Source organism: Rhizobium sp. CC1099 (genome assembly GCF_029714385.1).
GTDB lineage: Bacteria > Pseudomonadota > Alphaproteobacteria > Rhizobiales > Rhizobiaceae > Rhizobium.
In genome coordinates, this window is the sequence record NZ_CP121642.1 from 207106 (window position 1) to 226130 (window position 19025).

14 protein-coding genes and 2 pseudogenes are annotated in these 19025 nt (G+C 61.7%); 7 read left to right on the plus strand and 9 right to left on the minus strand.

The window, feature by feature from the left end; translation table 11 throughout:
• Positions 1-1317, plus strand: a complete 1317-nt coding sequence (locus QA644_RS22220) for an aspartate aminotransferase family protein (protein ID WP_283073372.1) — start codon at positions 1-3, stop codon at positions 1315-1317.
• Here the strand turns inward: QA644_RS22220 and QA644_RS22225 are convergent, their stop codons facing one another.
• The 9 genes and pseudogenes from QA644_RS22225 to QA644_RS22265 form a co-directional block, all read right to left on the minus strand.
• Positions 1318-1743, minus strand: coding sequence for a hypothetical protein (locus QA644_RS22225; protein ID WP_283073373.1), 426 nt, complete (start codon positions 1741-1743; stop codon positions 1318-1320).
• A pseudogene (locus QA644_RS22230) lies at positions 1730-1919 on the minus strand (GTP 3',8-cyclase MoaA); the annotation flags it as partial. The gene QA644_RS22225 and the pseudogene QA644_RS22230, both read right to left, overlap by 14 nt.
• 2 nt (positions 1920-1921) lie before the next feature.
• Positions 1922-2084, minus strand: a pseudogene (locus QA644_RS22235) (XdhC family protein); the annotation flags it as partial.
• A 48-nt stretch (positions 2085-2132) separates the two neighbouring features.
• Complete coding sequence (locus tag QA644_RS22240) at positions 2133-2597, minus strand: MarR family transcriptional regulator (protein WP_283073374.1); 465 nt, start codon at positions 2595-2597, stop codon at positions 2133-2135.
• Between the two features lie 138 nt (positions 2598-2735).
• On the minus strand, positions 2736-3764 hold the full coding sequence (locus tag QA644_RS22245; RefSeq protein ID WP_239601586.1) for a leucyl aminopeptidase: 1029 nt from the start codon (positions 3762-3764) through the stop codon (positions 2736-2738).
• Between the two features lie 56 nt (positions 3765-3820).
• Positions 3821-4459 carry an N-carbamoylsarcosine amidohydrolase gene (locus QA644_RS22250; RefSeq protein WP_283073375.1) on the minus strand — a complete coding sequence of 213 codons (639 nt, stop codon included), beginning with the start codon at positions 4457-4459 and terminating at the stop codon, positions 3821-3823.
• A gap of 10 nt (positions 4460-4469) precedes the next feature.
• Positions 4470-5222: an Asp/Glu racemase gene (locus QA644_RS22255; RefSeq protein ID WP_283073376.1), complete on the minus strand. Its 753-nt coding sequence runs from the start codon at positions 5220-5222 to the stop codon at positions 4470-4472.
• A gap of 87 nt (positions 5223-5309) precedes the next feature.
• The gene (locus QA644_RS22260) at positions 5310-6110 is read right to left on the minus strand and encodes an alpha/beta hydrolase (protein WP_283073377.1); all 801 of its coding nucleotides are present in this window, start codon (positions 6108-6110) and stop codon (positions 5310-5312) included.
• The gene (locus QA644_RS22265; protein WP_283073378.1) at positions 6107-7243 is read right to left on the minus strand and encodes an FAD-dependent monooxygenase; all 1137 of its coding nucleotides are present in this window, start codon (positions 7241-7243) and stop codon (positions 6107-6109) included. Before QA644_RS22265 ends, QA644_RS22260 begins: the two co-directional genes overlap by 4 nt.
• A gap of 313 nt (positions 7244-7556) precedes the next feature.
• Here QA644_RS22265 and QA644_RS22270 point away from each other — a divergent pair, with 313 nt between their 5' ends.
• The 6 genes from QA644_RS22270 (at position 7557) to QA644_RS22295 (ending at position 19024) form a co-directional block, all read left to right on the plus strand.
• Complete coding sequence (locus QA644_RS22270) at positions 7557-8111, plus strand: (2Fe-2S)-binding protein (protein WP_283073379.1); 555 nt, start codon at positions 7557-7559, stop codon at positions 8109-8111.
• Positions 8108-11650, plus strand: a complete 3543-nt coding sequence (locus tag QA644_RS22275) for a molybdopterin cofactor-binding domain-containing protein (RefSeq protein ID WP_283073380.1) — start codon at positions 8108-8110, stop codon at positions 11648-11650. Before QA644_RS22270 ends, QA644_RS22275 begins: the two co-directional genes overlap by 4 nt.
• Before the next feature lie 31 nt (positions 11651-11681).
• Complete coding sequence (locus QA644_RS22280; RefSeq protein WP_283073381.1) at positions 11682-14378, plus strand: carbohydrate-binding protein; 2697 nt, start codon at positions 11682-11684, stop codon at positions 14376-14378.
• Positions 14372-16624: a trehalase family glycosidase gene (locus tag QA644_RS22285; RefSeq protein WP_283073382.1), complete on the plus strand. Its 2253-nt coding sequence runs from the start codon at positions 14372-14374 to the stop codon at positions 16622-16624. The genes QA644_RS22280 and QA644_RS22285 overlap by 7 nt, the downstream gene beginning before the upstream one ends.
• Positions 16625-17043: 419 nt before the next feature.
• Positions 17044-18120, plus strand: coding sequence for an extracellular solute-binding protein (locus tag QA644_RS22290; RefSeq protein WP_283073383.1), 1077 nt, complete (start codon positions 17044-17046; stop codon positions 18118-18120).
• Complete coding sequence (locus QA644_RS22295) at positions 18110-19024, plus strand: ABC transporter permease (protein WP_283073384.1); 915 nt, start codon at positions 18110-18112, stop codon at positions 19022-19024. The genes QA644_RS22290 and QA644_RS22295 overlap by 11 nt, the downstream gene beginning before the upstream one ends.
• Position 19025 lies beyond the last annotated feature (1 nt).

The window sequence follows — 19025 nt, forward strand, 5'->3', positions numbered from 1 at the left end:
ATGTCGATGGTGAATGCTTTTTCGCGCGAAGATATCGAACGGCTGGACGACGCCGAACGGGCGCTGATTGCCAGGCGTGAAAAGGTGCTCGGCCCCGCCTACCGCCTCTTCTACGAAAAGCCGCTGCATCTCGTGCGCGGCGAAGGTGTCTTCCTCTATGATACGGCCGGCGAACGCTATCTCGACGCCTACAACAATGTCGCCTCGCTTGGCCATTGCCACCCGCGCGTGGTGGAGGCGATAACGAAGCAGACCGCCGTTCTCAACACCCACACGCGCTACCTGCACGAAGGCATCGTCGACTATGCCGAGACGCTGACGGCAACCTTCCCGGAAGCCCTCAGCCAGGCGATGTTCACCTGCACCGGCAGCGAGGCGAACGACCTCGCCGTGCGCATCGCCCGATACGTGACGGGCGGCACTGGCATCATTGCAACGGATCTCGCCTATCACGGCCTTACCAGCGCGGTTGCTGAGTTCTCGCCCTCCCTTGGCGAATCCGTGACGCTGGGTCCGCATGTGCGCACCGTGCCAGCGCCGGACAGCTACCGTCATTCGCCGGAAGAGGTGATGGAAAAGTTCGACCTCAACGTGCGCGCGGCCATCGCCGACCTGAAGCGCCACGGCATCAAGCCGGCCATGCTGATCACCGACACGATCTTTTCGAGCGACGGCATCTTTGCCGGACCGAAGGGCTTCTTGAAGCCGGCAGTGGATGCGATTCACGAAGCAGGCGGCCTATTCGTCGCCGATGAGGTGCAGCCGGGCTTCGGCCGTACCGGCGAGGCCATGTGGGGCTTCGAGCGCCACGGCATTGCGCCCGATATAGTGACGATCGGCAAGCCGATGGGTAACGGTTATCCGATGGCGGGCATCGTGCTGCGCCCAGAGGTGATTGCCGAATTTGGTCCGCGGGCGCGCTACTTCAACACGTTCGGCGGAAATCCGGTCGCCGCCGCCGCCGGCAAGGCCGTGCTCGACACGATCCGCATAGAAGGTTTGCAACAGAACGCGCTGGAAGTCGGACGCTACCTGATGGACGGCCTCAGGAGCCTGGCCACCAGCCATCCGGCCTTCGGCGATGTGCGCGGGTCCGGCCTATTCATCGGCGTCGAGATCGTCGCCGACTCGGTCGCCAAGCGCCCCGACGCGGCGCTGACGACGCGCATCGTCAACGGCCTGCGCGAACGCCGCATCCTTATCAGCGCCTCCGGGCCCCACGCCAACATCCTGAAAATCCGGCCACCGCTGGTCTTCTCCCGCGAAAATGCCGACATGCTGGTGGATGCGTTGGGCGATGTGTTGAAATCGCTCTGATCACAAAAATGAGCCGAGGCTACCATCGCAGCCTAGCTCATTTTCATCAGAATGCCGACACTGCAAACTTAATGCTCCGAAGTAGTTTCTTGGATTGACGCTTTGGTTCAAGCGGTGTGAAGGCGTGCAGCGAGGGATTCGGCCGCGATCCACGATCAGAAGCTGCGGTGCGGCGAAGGTGGGGAGCTTCATAAGTTCGCGGAAGCCGATTTTTCCGTCCTGACTAACGTCAGGGCGCAGAGCAACGTTAACCTCCTCCGCTTTCTCGACGGTTTCGAAAACCTGCACCTTGGCAGCCGCCGACGTTTCCAGATTCATGCGGGCTTCATCTTCGAGGACAAGGTAGCGGCGGATTTGGTCCGGCTCGGCTTCACCGTCATGAAGGACATCAAACGCTTCAATCAAGCCGATGATCAGCCGCGTCATTCTGGCCAAGGCACATATAGAGTATTCCGGTGCAGGTCAGTCTGACGCGGTTGCAGCTTTCGCAAAAAATGATGGGTCATTGGCGTAATGAAGCCGAGGCGTCCGCCAGTTTCCCGCACCGTAACGTAGCGGGCGGGTCCGCCCGTTTTGAACGCAATGTCGTCCAATGTAAATTGGCATCCGCCAGCACGGATAGTGCAAGTGTACTCGCATCGCGTACAGGACCGAACATCCCGATCGGCGCCTTGATGCTCGATCTGCGTTTCGCTGTACCCAAGCGCGAGCAGAACCTGACAGCGCGTTTCGTGGGTTCGTCGGCTGCCCAGGACACCGAGATAGAAAGGATCTCGTCCAATGTCGTTGCTCGAAGTCGGAGTGATGCACGTAGTTTAGATTTCGTCGTCGTCTGAGATTTTGCGCAGCAGGTAGAGCAGCGCCACGCGTTCCGCAGGATTTAGCTTTTCCATGGTGAGATCGGTGATCAGGCTGGCTTGTGGATACATGGCGTCGAGAACATCCTTGCCGTCCGGCAGGAGCGACATGATAACCTTGCGTCCGTCCTGTGCGTCCTTCGAGACCTCGATCAGACCACGCGCCTTCAACCGATCGATGATGCCGCGGATCGTCGCCTGGTCGACAGCCGTGGCCTTGACCAGCTCGGCCTGTGAACTCGGGCCGTTGTCACGTAGGGCGCAGAGCGTCACGAACTGCACGGAGGTCAGATGCGGGTCGCTGGCGTTTTCCTGGAAGATGGCCAGGTGTTTCTGATAGGCCTTGCGCATGAGGTGACCCACCTGATCGGTGAATCTATAGCGGCTGCCTTGCCGATCCAGCTTTTCCTGCTCGTCCGCCATTTGGCCACCTCTTTCCAAAACGGTTCCGGCTCGACGGGAAGTATCGCGCCATTCGTGGCGAAACTTCCCGTCCTGTTGATTAAATCGCCTCTTCCGGAAGAGCAATCTCGGTCCGTTGCCTGACGGGCTGCCGAGCCGTTATTTCCAGTTGTGCTGCATTTCCTTGACGGCGATGTCGCCGTCGAGAACCATCGGCTCGTCGTCGAGGAAGAGCGAGCAATTGCGCATCGGGATATCGAGATGGCAGGCGGTGTCGTTCGGTCCGCCAAGCTCATTGTTCGGGCCGGTGGAGAACATCACGTTGCCGTAGAACGAGCGCAGCTCCATGCCCATACCGCCGCCGAAGTCGCACAGGCCGTGCCAGTTTGCGCGATGGTCGAGACCCCAGCCGACATGGCTCATGCCCATGCCGCGCGGATCGTTGAAGGTCTTCATGTAGGACTTGATCAGATCGGCCTCCAGGCCCCCGCGGATATCCTGGATGAAGCCCTTTTCGATCGTGTAGATCACCGGCTCGCGGACATAGATGTTGAGCGGCAGGAGAACGTCGCCCGGCGCAAGAACAATCTGTCCGTCGACGCCGTCGTCGGCGGCACCGGAGAAGACGAAGGCGGCCGGCCAGTGATCCCAGCGGCCCGCTTCGTCCGTGCTGCCATATTCGCCGACCGTCGGATAGACGCCCATCTTGTAGACGACGTCGGTTCCGGCCTTGCTGGTGATGCGGAGCGACTTCGCCTTTTTCATGTAGTCCACGCCGACTTCGACGCGCTCGCGCAGCTGCTTCGTCGGCATCAGGCGGGCAAGCAGCGGCGCCGGTTCAACCGCGGTCAGTACGCGTGCGCCAGCGGCCTGGATCGCCATCTGCTCCGGGCTGAACAACAGAAAGATCAGATCGACAACCATATCGGCCTTCTTCAGGGCCTCGACGGCTTCCGGATTTCCGGCAAGCCCTGTCTGGCCGACAGCCCAGCTGCCGTCGCCCGGAAGCGGGGCGGGCAGGCGAAGGTGGTACATGCGCGCGCCCAGCCTCTGGCCGGCGGCCAGGAAGGCGTCGGCATAGTCGAGGCGTTCGTCGCCCTGCGAGAGAACGACGACCTTTTCGCCGTCATGGACGCCGCTCTGCTTCAGTTGTTCCAGGCACAGTTCCGTAAATACATTTCTGTCCATTTTATCGGTCCTCTGGTTGGCTGTCTTGTTATGGTTCGTAAGGCTGCTTCAAAAGGCTACGGATAGGCCTTCTCCGGTGCGAAGGCGGCGATGGCCTCCTCGCGCGAGACGACGTCGCCGTATTTGCTGTCGATATCGAAGAGATTAGCGTTGTGCGGGTCTGGATGGCGGTCGCCGACACAGTCGCGCACGACGATCGTCCGGAACCCGTACTGGACGGCATCCACCGCACTCGCGCGGATGCAGCCGCTCGTCGAGCATCCGGCAAGCACGACCGTGTCGATGCCCTGCGCGTGAAGATGCGAGGCCAGGCTGGTGCCGAAGAAGGCGCTGGCATATTGCTTGATGATGACGAGTTCACCGGCCGCCGGATAAACCTCGTCGCAGAACTCCGCCAATACATTGCCCTCGACCATGGCCTTCATGACGGGCGACTTCTTCACCCACATGCCGCCATCGGCGCAATTTTCGGCGAGATAGAGAATGCGCGTATGGATGACGGGCACGCCGGCGGTCCGGGCGGCGGCGATCAAGTCCGGCGTGCGGGCGACAGCCTCGACCACGCCCGGCGCATAGAGCGGCGCGCCTTCGATCGTGTAAGCCTTGAGGAAATCGATGACGAGAAGGGCCGGCTTCTGGCCGAAGCCGATACGGTTGCCCCAGACACCCTGATAATTGGCTTCGGCGCTCTGCATGGCGATTTCCTTAATAAGCGCCCGACAGAAGCGCGCCAGCTCCCGGCGAGACGGCTTCCAGCCCAAGCGACTTCAGCATGCAATAGGTGGTTGCGGCGGCAGCCGTGATCACCGGCTTGCCCGTCAGGGCCTCGACCTTGGCGATCACCGGAAGCGACGGCATCTGCACGCAGGCAGACAGCACGATGACGTCGACATCGGAAAGATCTAGCGTCTGGACGATGGCAGGCAGGTTTTCTGGATCGTGGCGGGCAACGTCGAGATTGTCGGGAATTTCCAGCGCCCGCCAGTCCATCACCTCAAAACCCTCCTCGCGGATGTAGTTCACGACGAGTTCGGTCAGCGGCTTCATGTAAGGCGCGACGACAGCGATCTTCTTCGCCTTCATCACCTTCAGTCCCTCGATCAGCGCGCCGGCGCTGGTGACGACCGGGATGTTCGTCTCGTTTTCGCGGGTGCGCCCGGTGAGGCGGGCCTCGGACTGGCGGTGATAGCCGAGCCCCATCGCCATGATCGCAACCAGGCAGGCATAGCCCAGAACATCGACGCGGGCATCCGACAGTTCGATCGCGCAGCGGTCGGACTCCGCGTCCATGGTGGCCAGCTCTTCCTTGACGACTTTCTTCATCCGCATACGGCTGGAGTGGAAGGTGAAGCGTTCCGGACGGATCGACTGGCGGGCAGTCAGCATCGCCGGAATTTCCGTTTCCATCGTCGTGTTGGAGCTCGGCACGATCTGGCCGATACGATAGGGTTTCTGCACGACACACACTCCTTGGAAGAATGAAAGCGATCCTGGGCGGCATCGCGAAGGCAATAAAAATGGCGGGCCAGAGCCCGCCATCAGCGCTTATTCGGACAGGAAATCACCAAGGGCTTCGAAGAATCCATCGAAATCGTCCCAGGGAATCATGTGGCCGGCATTGGTGACGCGGGTGATTTTGATCGCCGGATTGAGCTCGCGTATTTCGGCCTCGTCCTCCGGTGCGATCACGCCGCCGCGTCCAGCGACCATCAGCATCGCCGGCTCCCCGATCCTTGTGAAATCCGGAAAGATGTCGTCCTTGTGGAAATCCTCGAAGGCTCTGACGATGGCCGGCTCATAGCAGGTGTGCAGCCATTCGGCGCGAAGCCGCAGCTGGTCCTCGTTCCAGGTCGGGCAGAATGCCCTCATGCCTTCCGCATCCATGCCCTTCAGGGCAAGACGGATGGAATCGACATACCAGGGCAGCTTGCTCGGATAGGGTCGGCGACCGGGGCCGGACACCGGCGGGTCGATCAGGGCGAGACGGGAAAATCCGGTCAGCCCAGATATCGCCGCCCGCATCGCGATCCGCGCGCCCATGGAATGACCGAGGAGGGCAGGGGCGGAAAGACTGAGTGCATCGGCAAAGCCGACGACGTCGGCCGCCATGGCATCAAGGCCATAGTCAAGGTCAGGGCCTGTGGAGGACAGGCCGCGGCCGCGGACGTCGAGCACGTAGACATCATGGCGTTCCGCCAGCCGTTCGGCGACGAAGCCCCAGGTGATTGCCGGGCTGGTGATACCTGGAATGAGAATGACGGCAGGCCCCTTGCCGCCGTAACGCAGGTAGTGCTGGCGGATGCCGTTGGCGAAAACATTGGCGCCGTAGAGGAGGGCCGCGCTCATGCGACGCTCTTGTCCTGGAGCGGCTGGGCATAGACATCGTAGCCATAGACCCAGGATGGATCTTCCTGCGTGAGCAGGAACGTATTGGCATTCGACACGGTCTGCACGCGGGTGGCGCGCTCACGACGGTTCGCCTCGTAGAGCGCGAAGGCTGTAGCATAGGCATTGGGGCCGGTTTCCTGAAGGCAGCGCGTCAGCATCGCCGCGTCCTCGATTGCCATGGCCGCACCTTGCGCCATGTGCGGTTTCATCGGATGGCAGGCATCGCCGAGCAGGACCATGCGGCCCTGGCTCCAAAGCGGCAGCGGGTTGCGGTTGAACAGCGGCCACTTGGTCACGTCGTCGGTCGCCTCGATCAGGGCCTGGATGACCGGATGATAGCCGGCGAAGGCCTCGAACATTTCTTCGCGGCTGCTCTGGACGAAGGCGCCGTCGAATTCCCAGGCGGCATGCGGCACGCCGGTGACGTAATAATATTCGTCACGGCGGCTTGTCGTGTAGTAGACCATCATATGCCTGTCCGGTCCCCACCACTTGACGCAGTCCTCGAATGTGAGGTCGAACTTCTTCAGCTTTTCGGCGGAGATCATCGCGCGATGACCGACCCAACCGCTGTAGTTCGGACGCTCCGCGCCGAGCAGGGTTTCGCGGACACGGGAGTTGATGCCGTCGGCGCCGATGACGATTGCCGCACGTGCGGAGGTGCCGTCCTGGAATTCGAGGTAGACATCGGAGCCATTGTCATCAAGCCGCGTCAGCCGCTTGTTGAATTCGACCGTGCCAGGCGCCATCGTCTCCATCTGCAGGGCGGACAGGTCTCCGCGGTGCACCGTGCAATAGGTCGCGCCGTAGCCTTTGAGCGGAATGCGGGACAGATATTCGCCGGTCATGCCGTCGCGGCTGAACCAATGGCTCGGCGTGCTGCTGATGTCGATCAGCTTTCGGTCCATGCCGATGCGCTGGAAGATCTTGAGAACGTTCGGGCCCATGTGGATGCCGGCGCCAAGACGGGTGAAGCTCGGCGCCTGCTCGAAGATCTTCACGTCGAAGCCCGCGGACTGGAGAAGCGCACCCGCCGCTGCCCCGCCGAGCCCCGCGCCGATGATTGCGATCGTCTGCTTCTCCTGAGCCATGGGCTGTCCTTCGCGGCAAATGAACTTGATGGCTGATTAATAAGTGTATACGCTATAAAAAGCAAGCTAAAAATTCCGGCACTCAGCCGAATTTCTGCCAAATAACTAGCCATTACGCTGCTTAATACGGCATCTGGCCTAGTCTGGCTCGGCGTATTTTTGCTTGAACGATCTTGCTTTAAAGCGTATACACTTTTTATCGAGAGCGCAAAGAAGCGGGAACCGATATGGGCTTTGACGGGGCGGGCAGGGTAAGGATGGCTGCGGAAATTGTTTCCGCAGCGCTGCCTTTGCCGCTGTTTCGTCGCCTGGGATGCGCCGCATGAGCAAGGCCTTTCAGCTCGATGTCAATGGGTCCCAATGCGCCGTCGAGGCCGATCCGCAGGCGCCGCTTCTTTATATTCTCAGAAACGATCTGGCGCTGAACGGCCCGAAGTTCGGGTGCGGTCTTGGCGAGTGCGGTGCCTGTTCCGTCCTGATCGATGGGCGGGCGGTGCGCTCCTGCACCATTCCGCTTTCGGCGGTCGGGTCCCGATGCGTTACTACTCTGGAAGGGCTCGGCAACGAGGCCGATCTCCACCCGGTCCAGCAAGCCTTTATCGACGCCGCAGCGGCGCAATGCGGCTATTGCCTGAACGGCATGATCATCGCGACCGTCGCTTTGCTCAAGCGCAATCCAGCGCCGGATGAAGCGGAGATCCGCGAGGCACTGCGCCACAATCTGTGTCGTTGCGGTACCCATATCGAAATTCTCGCCGCCGTCCGACGCGCAGTCGGGTTGTCGCAGGCAGCCTTGCGACACGAGGCGGCGCTGAAGGCAGCAGGCATGGCCGGCGGAGCGGTCGAGACATCGGAGCAGCAGCAATGACGGTGGAGCGTGAAACGTCGAAGGAGGCCCATCTTTCCAGGGAAGAGTTGCTCGCCGTCCTGTCGCCCGCGCCGAACGGCGATGACGAGCTCTATCTGTCGATCGGTCCGGACGGGTCCGTCACCGCCTTCAACGGTCATGTCGATCTCGGCACCGGCATTCGGACGTCGCTGGCCCAGATCGTTGCCGAGGAATTGTGCGTGCCTTTCGAGCAGGTGCAGATGGTGCTTGGAGCCACCTCCGTCGCTCCGAACCAGGGTGCAACGATTGCCAGCGAGACGATCCAGGTCACAGCCGCACCCCTGCGCTCGGCCGCGGCAACGGCGCGGCGCTTCCTGCTGGAGAAAGCTGCAAGGCTGCATGACCTGCCGGTCGAAAGCCTTGTTGCGGAAGACGGGATCATCCGGACGACGACACTCGAAAACTGGAGCATGACTTTCGCCGATCTTGTCTCCGGCGATCATGTCCGTCTGACCATCGATCCCGAAGCTCCACTGAAGCCGGTTTCCGACTACCGCATCGTCGGCGCCTCGCGCCCGCGCGTTGACATACCGCAGAAGGCGACCGGTCGCTGGACCTACGTGCACGACGTGCGCGTACCGGGCATGCTGCATGGCCGCGTCGTGCGCCCACCCTATGCCGGCTTCGATCACGGCGAGCATGTCGGCGCAAGCCTGATCTCGATCGATGAAAGTTCCGTTGCCGAGATTGCCGGCCTGGTCGCGGTCGTCGCGATCGGCGACTTCGTCGGTGTCGTCGCGACGCGGGAGGAAAATGCCGCTTTGGCTGCAAAGCAGCTGAAGGTGTTGTGGCGTGCCGCGCCGGAGCGGCCCGATCTGAATGCGTCGGAAGAGGCACTTCGTGCCAACCCGGCGACACCGCGCAAGCTGGCGGACCGCGGCAATGTCGATCTGGCGCTTGCCGGCGCTACGATGGCAATGGACCGGACCTATGTCTGGCCGTATCAGATGCATGCCTCGATCGGCCCATCCTGCGCCGTCGCGGATTTCCGTGAGGACGGGCTGACCGTCTGGTCGGGCACGCAAAACCCTTTCCCGATGCGCCGGGACCTGTCGATCCTGCTCGACATGCCTGAAGAGCGTATCACCGTCGAACGGCTTGAGGCGGCCGGCTGCTACGGGCGCAACTGCGCCGACGACGTGACCGCGGATGCGGCGCTCCTGTCGCGGGCGGTCAATGCGCCCGTCCGGGTGCAGCTTACCCGCGAGCAGGAGCATGCTTGGGAGCCGAAGGGTGCCGCCCAGGTGATGGATGTGCGTGGCGGCCTCGATATCGAAGGCGGGCCATCGGCCTATGATTTCGAAACGCGGTATCCGTCCAATCTCGCACCGACGCTTCCCCTCATTCTGACCGGCAAGATACCGGCCTCGCCCGATACGCTGCAGATGGGTGACCGCACGGCGATCCCGCCCTATGCCTATGGTAATCTGCGCGTCACCGTGCACGACATGCCGCCGATCGCCAGGGCGTCCTGGTTTCGCGGTGTCTCGGCCATGCCGAACACGTTTGCGCATGAATCCTATGTCGATGAACTCGCGACGGCAGCCGGTGTCGATCCGATCGAATACCGGCTGCGCTACCTGCAGGACCCGCGCGCAATCGATCTCGTGCATGCGGTTGCTGAGCGCGCAAACTGGGTGCCACACACCAAGCCCGGCACGCTCGGTGGGGAGGGCGACCTGCTCTACGGCCGCGGATTTGCCTATGCCGTCTATGTCCACGGCAAATTTCCCGGCACCGCGGCGGCCTGGGCCGCCTGGGTCACCGACGTCGCGGTCAACCGGAAAACCGGCGAGATCGCGGTCACCAAGGTGACCTGCGCGCAGGATTCCGGCCTGATGATCAACCCGGACGGGGTGCGCCACCAGATCCACGGCAATATCATCCAGTCCACCAGCCGCGTCCTGAAGGAAAAGGTGGATTTCTCATCCACAGCCGTGACTTCGAAGGAATGGGGCGGCTATTCACTGATCACTTTCCCGGAAGTGCCCGACATCGATGTCTTGATGATCCCTCGCCCGGACGAGCCGCCGCTGGGTGCCGGCGAATCCGCCTCGGTGCCGAGCGCTGCGGCGATCGCCAATGCCGTTTTCGACGCGACCGGCATTCGCTTTCGTGAACTGCCGCTGACGCCGGAGCGCGTGCTGGCGGGGCTGAACGGCGACGGGCAGGTGGAAACGCCCGCGCCGCGGAAACGCTCCGCCTGGTGGAAATTCGGTCTGCCGCTGGCTGGCGGTCTTGCGGCCGTCACCGGTCTGCTCACGATGGGATCTCCCTGGCGGCCGGCGATCAGCCCGATCGCGCGGCCCGATGCCAACGTCTATAGCGGCGTGACCATCGAACGGGGCCGGCTCGTCGCGGCGGCCGGCGCCTGCAATGTCTGCCATGTCGGCACGGATGGTCTTGCCTTTGCCGGTGGGCGCCGTTTCGATACGCCGTTCGGCGCCGTCTACGCGACCAACATCACGCCAGACATGGAAAACGGCATTGGCGGCTGGTCCTATCCGGCTTTCGAGCGTGCCATGCGGCAAGGGGTGAGCCGTGATGGTCATCATCTCTATCCCGCGCATCCTTACACGTCCTTTGCCGGTGCCGAGGATGCCGACCTGCAGGCGCTCTACGCCTATATGATGACGCAGGCACCGGTTGCCGAAAAGGCGACCGAAACGAAGCTGAAATTTCCCTTTGGCATGCGCGCACTGATGGCCGGCTGGAACGCGATGTTTCTGAAGGCTGCCCCTTTCCAGTACAATCAGGCTGAGGATACCGAGTGGAACCGGGGCGCCTATCTGGTGGAAACGCTCGGTCACTGTTCGGCGTGCCATACGGAACGCAACGTGCTGGGGGCGGAAAAGAGCGGCAAAGCGTTTCTATCGGGCGGCTTTGCCGATGGCTGGGAGGCGCCTTCCCTCAACAGCCATGCGAAAAGCCCCGTTTCATGGACGAAGGAGGCCTTCTACGATTATCTGCGCACCGGCCATGCGCGCGATCACGGCAGTGCGGCAGGCCCGATGGCCGATGTCGTTTCGGCGCTGTCGCCCTTGCCGGATGCAGACATCCGCGCCATGGCGGCCTATCTGGCCAAGGGGAGCGCACGGGCCACGGTCGCGGATGAGGTGGCCACAGTGGAGACGGTTATCGCAGCAAGTGTTTCGGCCGAAGCCGAGGCTGCCCGTCTTGCGCCGAAGGGTGCGCGGATATTCGAGGGCGCCTGCGCCTCCTGCCATGCGGGCACAAATGCTCTTTCGTCGCTTGCCCTCAACAGCAACCTGCACAGCGATAGCCCGGACAACCTGCTTCAGGCCATCCTCAACGGCGTCGAGGCACCGGCAATTCTGGCGCAGACCACGGGACGCGAGACGCCGGAGATCATGTCTATGCCGAGCTTCCGCGAGACGCTGGACGAACGGCAGATCCAAGATCTTGCCGCCTATCTGCGGGCGCGGTTCGCTCCGGATAAGGCGCCTTGGGACAAGCTTAACGATGCCATGCGGCGCGTCACTTCGGTGGTGCACTGAGATGGAAAGCCGCCTGGCGCAGAGCTCTGCAATGACGCACGAGGAAAGCCTGGCGCTCTTCCGCAATCCAACCCATGCCTTCCGTCCTTCCGCCTATTGGTTCTGGCACTCGATACCGGACGCGGAAACCTGCAGGCGGCAGCTTGCGGATTTCAAAGCGCAAGGTTTTGGCACGATCCTGATCCAGGCACGCATTGCTTTCCCACGCGACCTTTATCTGTCGGCGGCGTTTATCGCCGCCTATCGCACGGCCATCGGTATTGCCGGCGAACTGGGACTCAAGGCCGGCTTTTACGACGACTTCAACTGGATCAGCGGCCACGCGGGTGGTCGAACAGTCGAGGGGCGGGACGACCTGCGCGAACGGCACCTGTTCTGGGCAACAGTGCAGGAAAATCGAGGCGCGATCAGCGGCATCCGCCCGCCTTTCGTTCAGTCGATGGGGCCGGACATCATGGCCTGGCAATATGAAAATGGCGAGGTTCTCTGGGGCGAATGGGCAATCGAGGCGGCCCTTCTTCATCCTGCGGACGGTGCTGCTGATCCGGCAACTGTTATCGATGTCACGCGGCACCTCGTGCTGACTCGTTTTGATGCGGTTTCCTGCGCCTTCGTATTCGATGGACACGTGCCGGAAGGACAAAGACTGACAGTCTTCGTCAATGCCCGGTCGGTGAGTTCGCGACTGATCAATTACCTGATGCCCGCCGCGGCGCAGCGGTTTATCGAGGTCGGGATCGATCCCATCGTCGCGGCTTTGGGTGATCTGGTTCCCGATCCTCTCGGGTTTGCCTTTTATGACCAGCCGGCCGCCGGCTTCTATCGCTGGGACCAGATCGGCGGCAATCTCGGCAACAGCCTTCTTTTCTCCGATGCGCTTGGCAGTCGTGTCGAGGACGCGACGGGAGTGCCGTTTCCGCTTGCCCTGATATCCCTGCTTTACGGGGACAGCGAACCAGCGCTGCGCCTTCGGGCGATGTTTTATGAGACCTATTCGGGCCTGATGAACGATGCATTCTTCGGGACGCTGCGGGCATGGGCGGATGAAAAGGGCCTCGTGCTCACCGGCCACGAAATCCTGCCGCATGTCAGCTCCTGGTCGCTGAACGGCGGCTTTACCTCCATCGACCCGCGTGTTGCACCGGCCACGGACTTCTTCGGCATTGATGCGTTTCGTCATGAGACGGCGGTTGATGCCAACAATTTCATTGCGCAGCTGGCGCCGAAAATGGGCGATTCCGTCGCCCGCTCCAATGGCCGCAGCCGCTGTGTCGTCGAAACCTATGCCAGCGCACTGCGCACGCCGGTTCGCGCCGCCGGTCAGTGGGAACTGACGCTTCAGACGATGCGGGCGCAGGCGATAAGGCTGTATTGTCTCGGTACACGGCAGTTTCTCTGGCACGGTCTCTACCAAACCGATGGCAGCGATACCGACATGACGCCCTTCGTCAATCCGCGGTTCGACTTCGGGCCGGGGATCAATTTTGAGCCGTGGTGGCCCTATCATCATCTCTTTGCCGAGGAGACGGCGCGGATTTCCGCCTTCATTGAGCCGGCCACGCCGCACACGCCGGTGGCCATAATCTATCCGCTGCACACCGCCTGGGCGGAAGGCCCGCGCCATGCGCATGCGGCCCATGTCGGAACTTGGTGCGAGCATCTGCTGGCGCTCGGCTGCGATTACATGCTGGTCAGCGAGGATGACATTGCGCTTGCGGACATCGACGACGGTCGCCTGTCGACCCGTTCTGGCCTCACTTTCGATGCTGTCGTCCTGCCGTCGGTCACAGTGATGAAATCACGGCGCGCGCTGGACAAACTCGCCTGCCTGCAGGCTGCCGGCGGCGCCGTGTGGTGCTCAGGAGCGCTGCCGACCCTGCTTTGCGATGGGTCAATGCCTCTTGTCGGCGACTGGACGAGTGCTCACCTTGTCGGTCGTCCGGATGCTGCTGCAATCGCAACATTGCTCGAAACCCTGCCGAAATGCGGCCCCAATCTTTCGACCCCGTCGGGCAAAAAGCCGTGGCAATGGATTGGCCACGAGCCAGACGGAAGCTGGCGCGGGGTGGTCTTCAATGATAGCTCCGAACCTGCGACATGCGACCTGCGCTTGGCGACAGGTTTCAATTGCGAATTCTGGGTGCCGGCGACGGGTGAAATCACGGTTGAGCGTGGGCTTGCTTCCCTCTGTCTGTTGCTGGAGCCGCAGGTGGTATGGTGCATGCGGCTGCTGCTGATTGATGGTGCAGGCTGGCGTGATCTGATGATTTCGGAACTTGCATCGCCGCGCGGCCCGGTCGCGGTGCTTGTAGAGGGATGGACTTTTCAGGCTGGAGCTGGCGTCCCGACGGCAGCGATTTCCGTTGCAAGCGGCTGGGAACGCCAAGGCTTTTCCAATTTCTCCGGCACCGGCGCCTACCGCAACAGGATCAGCATCAAGACTGCTGGTCGCTGGCTGCTGGAACTCCCGCAGGTGGAAACCGCCGCCGCCGTCTCTCTTGACGGCATCGAGATCGGTTGCCGCGGCTGGAGTCCGTACCGGTTCGAACTGGGCCATCTCGAGGCTGGAAGCTACGATCTTGAAATCGCCGTCTCCAATACGGCTGCAAACCGCTATTATTCGGGAACGCCCTACCAGGGCGAGACCCTCGACGCGAGCGGCCTGCTTGCCGCCCCGCGCCTGATTGCCCTTGAAGAAGACCTGACCGGAACGACATCATCATGCTGAAACACACGACCATCCCCCTTGATCGCGCCTGGAACAGTTGGTCCACCCGACCGGCCGAGATGGTCTTTCTGCCGCTTGGCGTCCGCATCACGCCAGTGCTCTATTCCACCCGCAGCCGCACCGTCTCGCTGATCGAACCGCGCACGGATAGCGTCCGGCTCGGCCGTCACGGGATCGACGGCTCGGTGATCGAACTCGAGATGGAGCACAGCGGCACAACGATCGCCTTGTCTGCGACCAAGACGTCTCCCTTTGCCTTTCGTGGCAGCTGGAATGGCGTGAAGTCCGGCGAATGGGGTCTGCGCTTCTGGGTGACGATCGCAATTTCCGCCGAGGGCGGCGAAGCGGTGCGCTTCGACGAAGAGCAAGGCGTCGCCGTCGTCAAGGTCGGTACGCGCTTCGTTGCGGTGGCGACGGGCGATGCGCCGGTGCAGGTGACGGGCCATGCGACGATCGATGCTCTGCGGGCAGATTTCGAAACGAACGGCTATTTCCATCTCGCAAGCCGCAGCAGCGAGGCACCCGTTCTGGCGCTCCGCTTCAACCTCGAAATGATGCGACGGGGCGCCTATGCCGCCGCCGTTGCCGACAGCGCGGAACTTGCGATCATGAATGCGCGGGCTTGCCTTGCAGCGGATGAGCAGCCGTTCTTGCCGGCTGCGCATGAGGGCGATTATGCGGGCGCGCTCGATGCCATCCGCGATGTCGTCGCCTGGAACACGGTCTGGGACGAGACGAATGCGCGCCCATACACGGCCGTCACCCGTATCTGGAATCTGGGAAAATTTGCCGTCTGGTACAACGACCAGACCTTTGCTGCCCTTCTTGCAGGCGTGGTCGACGCCGACCTCGCCCGGGAAAACATGGCCGTGGCGCTGGCCGGGGCGACACCGCAGGGCAATATTGCCTGCATCGTCACCTCGAACGATGCCTGGGTCGACCGGACGCAGGCGCCACATGGTGCGCTGGTTGCGTGGTTGCTCTACCAGCGCACCGGCGAGCGATCCATTTTGGAGGCAAGCTATTCGGCGCTTGCGCGAAACCAGCGCTGGTGGCGAGCCCATCGCGATCCCGAAGCGACTGGCCTCGTTTCCTGCGGCACCTCCGATGTCGGCGAAGGCCTATACAAGGGCACGGCCTTCGGCGCTCGCAACGAGACCGGTATGGACAATTCTGCGACGCATGATGAAGCGGTCTACCAGCCGGAAACGCGAACCCTTTCGACCTTCGACCTCGGCATCAATTGCGCGCTGGCGCTCGATGCCGAAATGCTGTCGAACATGGCGAGCGTGCTCGGGCATCACGACGATGCGCGCGAGTTCACTGAGGCGGCTGCCCGCAGCCGGCAGCTGATTTCCGAAGGGTTGTGGGACGAAGAGCGCAAGATCTTCGCCAATCGCCAGCGCAAGGGCGGTTTCGTGCGTTCGCTTTCGCCGACGAGTTTCTATCCGCTGCTGTGCGGTGCGGCGACGGAAGAGCAGGCGCGCCATTTGCTCGAACATCTGAAGGACGAGAAGACCTTTGCCGGTCCCTATCCGCTGCCCAATGCGACACGCGACGATCCGGCCTTTGCAGATAATGTCTACTGGCGTGGCCGCATTTGGCCGAACGTCAACTACATGGTCTGGCTCGGGCTGCGGCGCTACGGGTTTTTTGCCGAGGCGAAGAACCTGGCAGAGCAGAGCCATGCGCTTTTCATGCAGTCCTGGCGCAGTCAGCGGATCGCCGCGGAAAACTACAACGCAACCACCGGCGAGGCCATGGACCAGGGCGACACCGATCCCTTCTACATCTGGGCAGCACTGCTGCCACTGATGGCCGTCGGCGAGATCGTCGATTTCAGTCCTTGGCGCGGATGGAGCCTGTCGAATTGCGGCAAGTACGTCGCGGTCGGTCCAATGCTGTCGCCGGTGGGGAAAATCGCGATGTCCGTTTCCGATGGGCTCCTGACCGTTCAGCGGCACGGCCGGTCGTTCCTTGTCTCAAGCCTGCGGACGACGCTCTCCGGTATCACCGTTACGGATACGCATTTTTCCTGCGTAGTAGGGCCGCTCGACGAGGCCGGATCGCTGACCTTCCCCGATCTTCCGGTTGAGACGATCGTGGCGGTGCAGGTCGATGGTCGGGATCACGGCTGGAGCGGTAGCGATGGCCTGCGGATCGAGCTTTCGGGGTCAAAGGCCAGCCGGCGGCTCGACGTCTATTTTCGTGCGGTTGCAGGCATGGTTTGGCCGGGAGTTGCTTGACATAAATCAAGCCTTGACTTATTAATTTGTATACAAATAAAAATAACAAAAAGAAAACTGAAGCCAGAGGGTCAGAACAAAGGAATGACATCACACTGATGATATAAATCGGGTCACTGCGATCGTTCGGGTTGCGGATTGATTCCGCTTTAAAGTCACGATTAGCTTGAGGCGATGTAGTTTTCGCTTCGTCTGTCACGGAGTTGAGCTTCCGGCAGCGCGCTTTCGGCTGGCTTGAGGTATCATCGCGTTATCGTTGTTTCAGGGAATGACTTCCGCGGTTGTTAATTTGCATACAAATTAATTTCCTTTCTTTGTATGTGAATGTCCGACGCCTTTGAATGCTCCGCGCGGAGTGTAGAAACAGTCGCTGCGCTGCGGATTTGTCGCCGATCAACCAGTTCAAAGAGGGTAACATCATGACTGGAATCACAAGACGCAATGCACTCAAGCTGATGTCCGCGACGTTTATCGCCGGCGCCAGCGTTTCCATGCTGCCGAAGATGGCCTTTTCGGCCGGCACGATCACGGTCCTCAACTGGCAGGGCTACGGCACGGACGAAGCCTGGTCGATCAAGGCTTTCCAGGAAGCGACCGGCGTCGAGGTCGTGCACGACTACTACAGCTCGGAAGCCGAAATGCTGACAAAGCTGCGCACCAATCCGGGGACCTATGACCTCGTCGTCCTGAATGCGGCGCGCTGCGCCCAGGCGATGGCGGAAGATCTGATCTCGCCGATCGACTTTGCTAAGGTGCCGAATATCGCCTCGGTCGCGGCAAACCTGCGCTCCAACGAGAACTTCAACAAGGATGGCGTCGGTTATGCGGTGCCGTGGGTCTGGGGTCTCACCGCCGTTGCCATGCGTGAAGGCCTGCCGAAGGCAGACAGCTATGCCGTGCTCGGCGATGCGGCCTACAAAGGGCGTGTCGGTCTCCAGGACGATGCCGTTGGCGTCATTGCGGCAGCGGCCCTGCTCACCGGCCAGGACATGAACAATCCGAAGGATCTCGATCTCGTCAAGGAAACCCTCAAGGGCTTCAAGCCGAACGTCAAGTTGCTCTGGTCGACCGAAGACCAGTGGAACAAGTCTTTCGCAGCCAAGGAATTCGATGTGGCGATGTACTGGTCGGGCGGCGCCGTCCGTTCGCGGCGCGTCAGCAAGCTGCCGGTCGATTTCGTCGTTCCGAAGGAAGGCGGCATCGGCTGGGTCGACGGTCTCGGCATTCCGGTCGACGCCCCGAATGCCGAGGGCGCGCATGCCTTCGCAAACTGGATGATCGATCCGAAGTTCTACGTCGAATGGGCAACCAAGGCCGGCGCGCCGGCATCGGCCAACACCGCTGCCATGGAAAGCCTGCCGGCGGACGACCTTAGCCGCCAGATCCACAAGCCGGAATACATTGCCACCATGAGCATCATGTCGGCGCTGCCGGACGATCGCCGCGAGGCTTTCAACAACCTCTGGCAGGAAGTGAAAGCCTTTTATGCGGAGTGACACCATCCTCAACGATGCGGCGCGCGGATCTTCGGATCCGCGCCAGCGCCGCCCGATCCCGGCCTGGGTGGCCACGACAGCCCTTTTGCTGCCGACCTATGGCTGGTTGACGCTGGCGGTTCTGTTGCCGCTCCTGACGATGTTCGTTTTCAGCTTCATGTGGGCGACGCCGATGGGTAAGACGCCCATCGTCTTCACGCTGAAGCACTACCGCGCCTTCATCGATCAACCCTATCTGATCAACATTGCCTGGACCTCGCTGGTCATCGGTTTCTGGACGACGCTGCTCTGCGCCATTTTCGGCTTTCTCGCCGCTGTCGCGCTGGCAAGGGCGACAGTCGGGCGCATGCGCGAGACATTGCTGATCCTGCTCCTCCTGCCATTCTGGACAAACGGCCTGGTTCGCGTCTTCTCCTGGACGATGGTCCTGCGGGAAAACGGCTTTCTCGACAGCGTGGTGCATATGCTCTTGCCGGATATCGGCTCGGTTTCCTTCCTTTATTCCCGCTATGCCATCGTTCTCGGCCTCGTCCATGGGTACCTGCCCTACATGATCCTCACCTGCTATATCGCCCTGTCGACAATCGATGACGCGATCATCGAGGCGGCGGCAAGCCTCGGGGCGCGCTGGTGGACGATCCTTCTGCGCATTCTCCTCCCACTTGCAGCGCCTGGTCTGATTTCCGGCGCGGTGCTCACCTTCGTGCCCGTCATCGGGTCCTTCATGGAGCCACGCATCCTCGGCGGCAAGGTGGGCGTCACCATGGGAACGGTGATCGAGGACCAGTTCACCCAGGCCTTCAACTGGCCGCTCGGGGCGGCCCTTTCGTTCACGCTGCTCGCCGTGGTTCTCGCGATCTTTGCAACCTTCTCCGGCGTCCTGCGCCGCGGCACGACGGCTTAAG